We start from the raw sequence: 5955 nt of genomic DNA on the forward strand, positions 1-5955 counted from the left end.
TGCATGCCCTGCTGATTGACCTGGGCGCAGACGCGGAGCGCATCTTCAATTTCGAGACCGGCAACGAAACGCGAGCTGAGCTTGCCACCGATGCTGGATTGCTCGGCGAATTTACGAAGCGACCGATTGTGGGAGAGTGCGATAAAAGCGGAACGAAGAACGGGCATTATTTAACCTTGCCGGCGATGATCCTGGGGAGAATTCATTCGCGCGGGACTATTTAGTTTCGCATACGAGGCGGGTGTGCGGCTGCGAGCTTCGGAACGGTGCTCCGCGAGGTTGCGTATTCTGGGGAAGCGCGTCTCTGCTCTCAGATAGTCTGGTCCGGCGCGCGGTGACGTATGGCGGAGGTCTCATGGGGATGAATCGGGTTGTGCTTTGTTGGGTGTTGGCGGCGTTTGCGGTTGTGGGCGCGGCGCAGGCGCCGGTAATGCCTGAGACTGCCGGTGAGACGCTGAGCGGGAAGAAAATTGTTCTGGCGGATGCGGTGCGAGGACATGCGGTGGTGCTGGTGGCGGGCTTTAGTCACGATGGCGGCATCGCATGCGGCGACTGGATGAAGGCGATTCGCGCGGATGCGGCATTGGCGGGCATGGAGGTGTATGAGATTGCCATGCTGGAAGGCGCGCCGGGATTGTTTCGCGGCATGATCAAGAGCGGCATGCGCAAGGGAATGAGCAGTGGCGAGCAGGAGCGCATGGTGGTGCTGACGCAGGACGACAAGGTGTGGGAGAAGTACTTTCAGGTTTCGAACGGGCAGGAGCCGCAGGTGATGCTGCTGGATGCGAAGGGAAATGTTGTGTGGCATGGGCAGGGAAAGGCGGCGGAGTTGGAGTCTCAATTGAGAGCGGTGACAACTCATTGATTGGCGCCTTGGTGGGTGAAGATTGGCGATGGGCCGTGGGATGTTGCTTAAGTAGTATTTCCGGGGCGGGTCACGGGCCGGACTGCGAACGGCTGAAGTTCATCTACTGCTAGGAATGGCAGTTCATTTACTCCAAGTTGAGGTCAATGTTGAATGCTTGTCTGTTTAAATCCATGTTGTATTGCTGCTTTAAGTACATCGATCTTTATATCTGTTAGTGTTCTGAATTTGATGCAATACCCAGTGACGCTTGCTTTGCCGATTTCCCGCCCGAATGTCTGGGTAAGGTACTTCTTGTCGTTGACTCCCATAATGTAGACGGAAATGCCTGTTGTATTCGCACTTACGCCGATTTGATAGAATTCCTTGGTTTTTCCATTGGCATATTTAATGGTGTGAGATCCATATCCAATGTTTGGGTTCGAAACGGTTTTTCCTTTCTCGTCCTTTCCATCTAAGAACCACAATTTACATGTTGGCATCAACGCCATAATAATGTGATGCAACTGTTGCATGTCGCCACGTTTTGGCTCCGGTTGAGTGGCAATATACTCCTTGATTTGTTTCTCCAAGTTCATGCAAAGCTCCTTGGCTTAGCGCACCAATCCAGTGCCCCGGGAACCAGCGGATTGGATTCGGCTTGTTAGCTGAGTAAATCGATCAAAATGATACTGGATTCTGTTTACTCATCGCTAGCCCTCTGAAATGTCGGCTGACGACTTCAGGCCAATGCCCTCATTGACGAATTTCTGGGTGGATGGTCTATTCGTCAGTAACATTTCGGTAAACGTAGTTCGCTGCCGACTGAATTGGTCGCACTTCCAGCTTCGAATTTCCTGCAAGCATTTTGTGGAAAACTGCAAATTTTGAGGAGGGGGTGGGGGTACCCCCTTCCGCTTTATCGGTCTGCTGGGTGAGCATTCTGCCAGTCCAGATAATTGTGCCTGAAACGAAGGAAATTACCTGCAAAACCGCAGCTGGGATTTTAGTGTTTGGAATGAAAAGGTTGAAGCGCTGGACGGCGATGGCGTCGCTTGACAGCGACGGCGCATGGGACTCGTCGGCAATCTGAGAGTACGTCAATCCGGCATACGGGACGGGGTCTTCGCAGGGACAGTTCCCAAGGACTTTGCCATGGCTGTTTTCGTTTCCTCCTTTCGGGAGGATATTTCCGGTCGGAGTATGAGGTCGCATTGATGGCGGGGTGAGGTTCGTGGTCTCCCACCCATGCCGCGAATAATACTGCGTCATGGATGGGGCACCCGGCGTTCGCCGCTGGACGTTGCTTAAGCAGTGATTGCAGGGAAGGCGTTGATTCATCCGCGTCGATGGTTTTTGTGTCAGTGCATGACTTTTTGGGCGCGCCGCAAAGCCGTAAAAACGTCCTGGATTCAGCCACTGGGATGTAATTCCAGCACAGGCGGTAATACGCCCAAAATCGAAAACAACGGGAAATGTTCCACATTTCGCGTAACTGTCACATGTGACAGTTGTGCTGCATCTTTGCCAATTCTAAGGTTCGGGAAAGGGCGTGAATCAGCCGTCTGGAGGGAAGAGAACGGAAGAGCGTTTGTAAGCAGCAAGAGAAGCAGAGCGATGTGATCTTCAACGGTGAAGATAGCAATGAAATCGGAACCGATTATCACAGTCGCGGCAACCAAAAGAAAGCCATAACCACGAAGGAGAAGCGATGAGAATTTCGAGAGCCCTTCTACTTGGTACGATTCTGCTGGTTAGTTTGTCTGCCTATGCGCAGGACAGGTTCGAAATCTTCGGAGAATATTCGTATTTGCATTTCAGCCCCACTATCACCGGTGTCGACAGCCGCAGTTTCAACGGCGGGGGCGGAGGCGCCACACTGTATTTCCTCAAGATCTTCGGGCTGAAGGCAGACTTCATGGGATACGGCAATACTACCTTCACAAGAACCTATCCAACGGCCGTGGTCATTCCGGGAAACGGAACAATACCGGCAGGTACTTATACGGCGCAAGGCGACATGTTTACGTATTTGGCCGGCCCCGTGCTGAGAATACCCACGCCGCTGATCAAGCCGTTTGGCGAGGTGCTGTTTGGCGGATCAGACACCAACGGCTACGTAAATCTCTCAAAGTCAATTGATCAGGCGGGAGGGACGATTGCGACCGCAAGCCAACACCCATTTACGATGGCAGCGGGCGGAGGCGTCGACTTGTCCGTTTCACACCGGGTCGCGATCCGGCTTGGCGAATTCGATTACGTGTTGACCAGATACACGAATCCGCTGACGAGCACAAACAACCAAAACAACTTTCGTTATTGCGGTGGCGTGATCTTAAAATTCTGATCCGCAACGCGTTGATTCAGGCTCGATGCCAACGAGAGCCGTCGCTCCGGCTGCCGGCTTCTCTATTCGCAGCTACTCGATGCGGAAGAGGGCGCAGCCGTGCGCGGGCAAGACTATGTGCAGGACTTTTGCGGCGGGGATGTGCTTCTGGCTCCAGACGTCGTAGAGCGCGTATGGCTTGTTGTCCAGATAAAAGAGCATCCAGGGCAGATTCGATGATGTGGTTGCGTCGGCGAGGTTGAATACGGCGATGTAGCGCCTGGGATGAGGGCCGCCGGTGCTGGCATACCAATAGCGCTGCAGGAACGGTTGCTTGCCGGATTGCGCTTTCGGAAGTAAACCGGGCTTGGATTCGATGGCTTGCTGATTGAGATCAGTGACTTCCTTGTTGGTGATGAGGGAGCGGTTGAAGTCGTCGAGCTTCGTCAGGTTGGCGCCAAGGATAAGCGGTGAGCGCGAGATGGCCCAAAGTGTGAATTCAGTGCGCTGCTCGTCGCGGGTGTAGGCGGACTGGCGAGGCTGGTCTTTGCCGGGGTGGGGGCCGAGGTAGCCTTCGGGGAGCATGTCAGGGTCGGGCCAGTTGCCGGGCTTCACGTAAGGCGCCCACTCGGCAATGCGATCAAATTCGTCGCGGAGGCCGAAGGGATACTCGGACGGCGGCTTCTTCTGGAAGGTCCACCCATCCCAATGGTCATCGGTGATGCGCCACATCTGCGCGTACTTTGCGATCTCGGCGGCATTGGCAAGTTGCGTGGGTCCCGGCGAGAGGCTGAGCACGATGGGGCGGCCGGTTTTACGGATGGCTTCGGCGATCTGGCGAATCTCAGTGGGGCGATAGGGATGGTCGCTGATGCAGTCGACCTTGATGTAGTCGAGTCCCCAATCGGCGTAGAGCTTGAGCATGGAGTCGTAGTAGGCCTGACCGGCGGCGTTATCGGCGACTCCCCAGTTGCCTTGATCCCACGGGCAGGGGGATTGCTGGTCGGCAGCATCGGTAGCGTGAAAGCTGGAGCCGGCGATGGGGAGATTCTGCTCGACTACTTGCCGTGGAATGCCGCGGACAATGTGGATGCCGAACTTTAATCCCTGGGCATGAACCCAGTCTGCCAATGGCTTGAATCCTGCATTATTGGCGGCGGAAGGGAAGCGGGCGGGATCGGGGATGAGGATGCCGTTTTGATCCCAGAGGTATTTGCGGGCTTCGACGGTTCCGGCGAATGGGTCCTGCATGTACCAGCCTTCGTCGATGACCGAGTATTGCCAACCGAATTGGCGAATGCCGGCGAGGACGGCGGTATTGGCACGGTAGTCGCCTTCGTCGATGGTGAGGCCGTAGGCATCCCAACTGTTCCAGCCCATGGGTGGGGTGGGGGCAGGACTCTGAGCGGACAAAGTGCAGAGTGCGCCGGAAACGAAAGCAACGCAGAGCAACAAGATTAAGCCGGGTCGAAACATGTGGAAACGTATACCACAATGGGTTGCAGAAAGCGCGTTGAGCCGGTTGACCAGAAATGGTCGTAACCGATTCGATAAAACGACGTGATGCAACTCACTTTCAAATGCGCCTATAATGCTGTCGAATAACCATTGAACAGCTGCACGTTGCCAATCCCCGACATCTGCAACTGAGGAGACGATTATGCTTAAGTCGTTCTTGCTCTTCGCGGCGGTTGTCTTGCTTGTGCTTGCCTCCGCCTCCGCTCCCGCACGTCCACCGCAAGAATCCCAGACTCCGGCTGCCAAGAAGGCGACTCCGGACGCCATGGCGAAGGCCAAGAAGGTGTATCAGCTGGATTGCGCAATGTGCCATGGGTCCAACGGAGACGGCAAGACTGACCTGGCCAAGGACATGCAACTGACGCTTCTGGATTGGAGTGACCCGAAGGCCCTCGCCGGTAAATCGGACCAGCAGTTGTTTGAAGCGATCCGCAAGGGGTCTGGCAAAATGCCCCCGGAAGACGACGCGCGTGCTAAAAACGACGAGGTACACGACCTCGTGATCTATATCCGCAAGTTTGCCAAGGACCAACCGGCAGGAACCGCTCCGGCGACAGACCAGCCTGCAGCGACACCTGCTCCGGCCGCGCCGCCTGCGACAGCACCGAGTAACTGACTCGGAAGTGACCAGGATTGCCCGTCCTTGCGGTTGAATCAAATTGCGAGGACGGGAATTCGCATCTCGAAGTTTTATTTGAGCGGGGTGATGACGGTCGCGCCCCACGCTTCGGGGCTCACATCGTGGGCGTGCCGTGCGAAGAGCCAGTGGTGGCCTTCCAGATCTTCAACGCCGTATTGCAACTCTCCATATCCCGTTTCGTGCAGGTCTTCGACGATGTTGGCTCCAGCCGCGCGCGTATGTGCGTAGTGCGATTCGATGTCTTCGATGAAGACGGTGAGGCTTTGCGTGCCACTGCCGAGTGCGGCGGGGCTTGAGCGCCCGGGGCGCGCGGAATTGGCCATGATGAACGCGTTACCAAGATGCAATTGCGCGCCCTGAACAGGGTCGCCGTAGCGATAGTACTCGACGAATTCAAACCTGGCAGTAAGCCAATCGATGGCCTCGGCGAGATTCGTGTAGGTGATGTGAGGAAGCACAATGTCAACAGGAACGGAACGGTTTCTCAACATGGCGGTAAGATACGCCTGACGGATGTTCGCATCAACCGGCTGCCTGCGAAGGTGAAGCATGACGGAATGGCCACAACTCAAGAGCAACTACTGGCACGGGCGGTGATTCAGTCGAAGCCAGCAAACTTTCGCGTAG

Annotated in this window: 6 protein-coding genes; 3 read left to right on the forward strand and 3 right to left on the reverse strand. The window is 55.5% G+C overall.

Going from position 1 to position 5955, the window contains the following annotated elements; translation table 11 throughout:
* The first annotated feature begins 355 nt into the window (after positions 1-355).
* Positions 356-865, forward strand: a complete 510-nt coding sequence (locus WA354_RS03030) for a hypothetical protein (RefSeq protein WP_472811533.1) — start codon at positions 356-358, stop codon at positions 863-865.
* Positions 866-1008: 143 nt separating this feature from the next.
* Here WA354_RS03030 and WA354_RS03035 read toward each other — a convergent pair whose 3' ends face one another.
* Entirely contained in the window at positions 1009-1443 is a 435-nt protein-coding gene (locus tag WA354_RS03035; protein ID WP_472811534.1) for a DUF1801 domain-containing protein, read from the reverse strand.
* Positions 1444-2555: 1112 nt separating this feature from the next.
* Between WA354_RS03035 and WA354_RS03040 the strand changes: the two genes are divergently transcribed.
* Positions 2556-3191 (forward strand): hypothetical protein, encoded by a 636-nt coding sequence (locus WA354_RS03040; RefSeq protein ID WP_472811535.1) that lies wholly within the window; start codon positions 2556-2558, stop codon positions 3189-3191.
* A 72-nt stretch (positions 3192-3263) separates the two neighbouring features.
* Here WA354_RS03040 and WA354_RS03045 read toward each other — a convergent pair whose 3' ends face one another.
* Entirely contained in the window at positions 3264-4583 is a 1320-nt protein-coding gene (locus WA354_RS03045; protein WP_472811536.1) for a glycoside hydrolase family 27 protein, read from the reverse strand.
* Between the two features lie 247 nt (positions 4584-4830).
* On the opposite strand from WA354_RS03045, the gene WA354_RS03050 reads away from it, so the two are divergent.
* Complete coding sequence (locus WA354_RS03050) at positions 4831-5304, forward strand: c-type cytochrome (RefSeq protein ID WP_472811537.1); 474 nt, start codon at positions 4831-4833, stop codon at positions 5302-5304.
* A gap of 74 nt (positions 5305-5378) precedes the next feature.
* Here the strand turns inward: WA354_RS03050 and WA354_RS03055 are convergent, their stop codons facing one another.
* Positions 5379-5879 (reverse strand): VOC family protein, encoded by a 501-nt coding sequence (locus WA354_RS03055; RefSeq protein ID WP_472811538.1) that lies wholly within the window; start codon positions 5877-5879, stop codon positions 5379-5381.
* Between the last annotated feature and the right edge of the window lie 76 nt (positions 5880-5955).

Origin of the sequence: Occallatibacter sp. (genome assembly GCF_049802275.1) — a bacterium.
Classification (GTDB): Bacteria; Acidobacteriota; Terriglobia; order Terriglobales; family Acidobacteriaceae; genus Telmatobacter.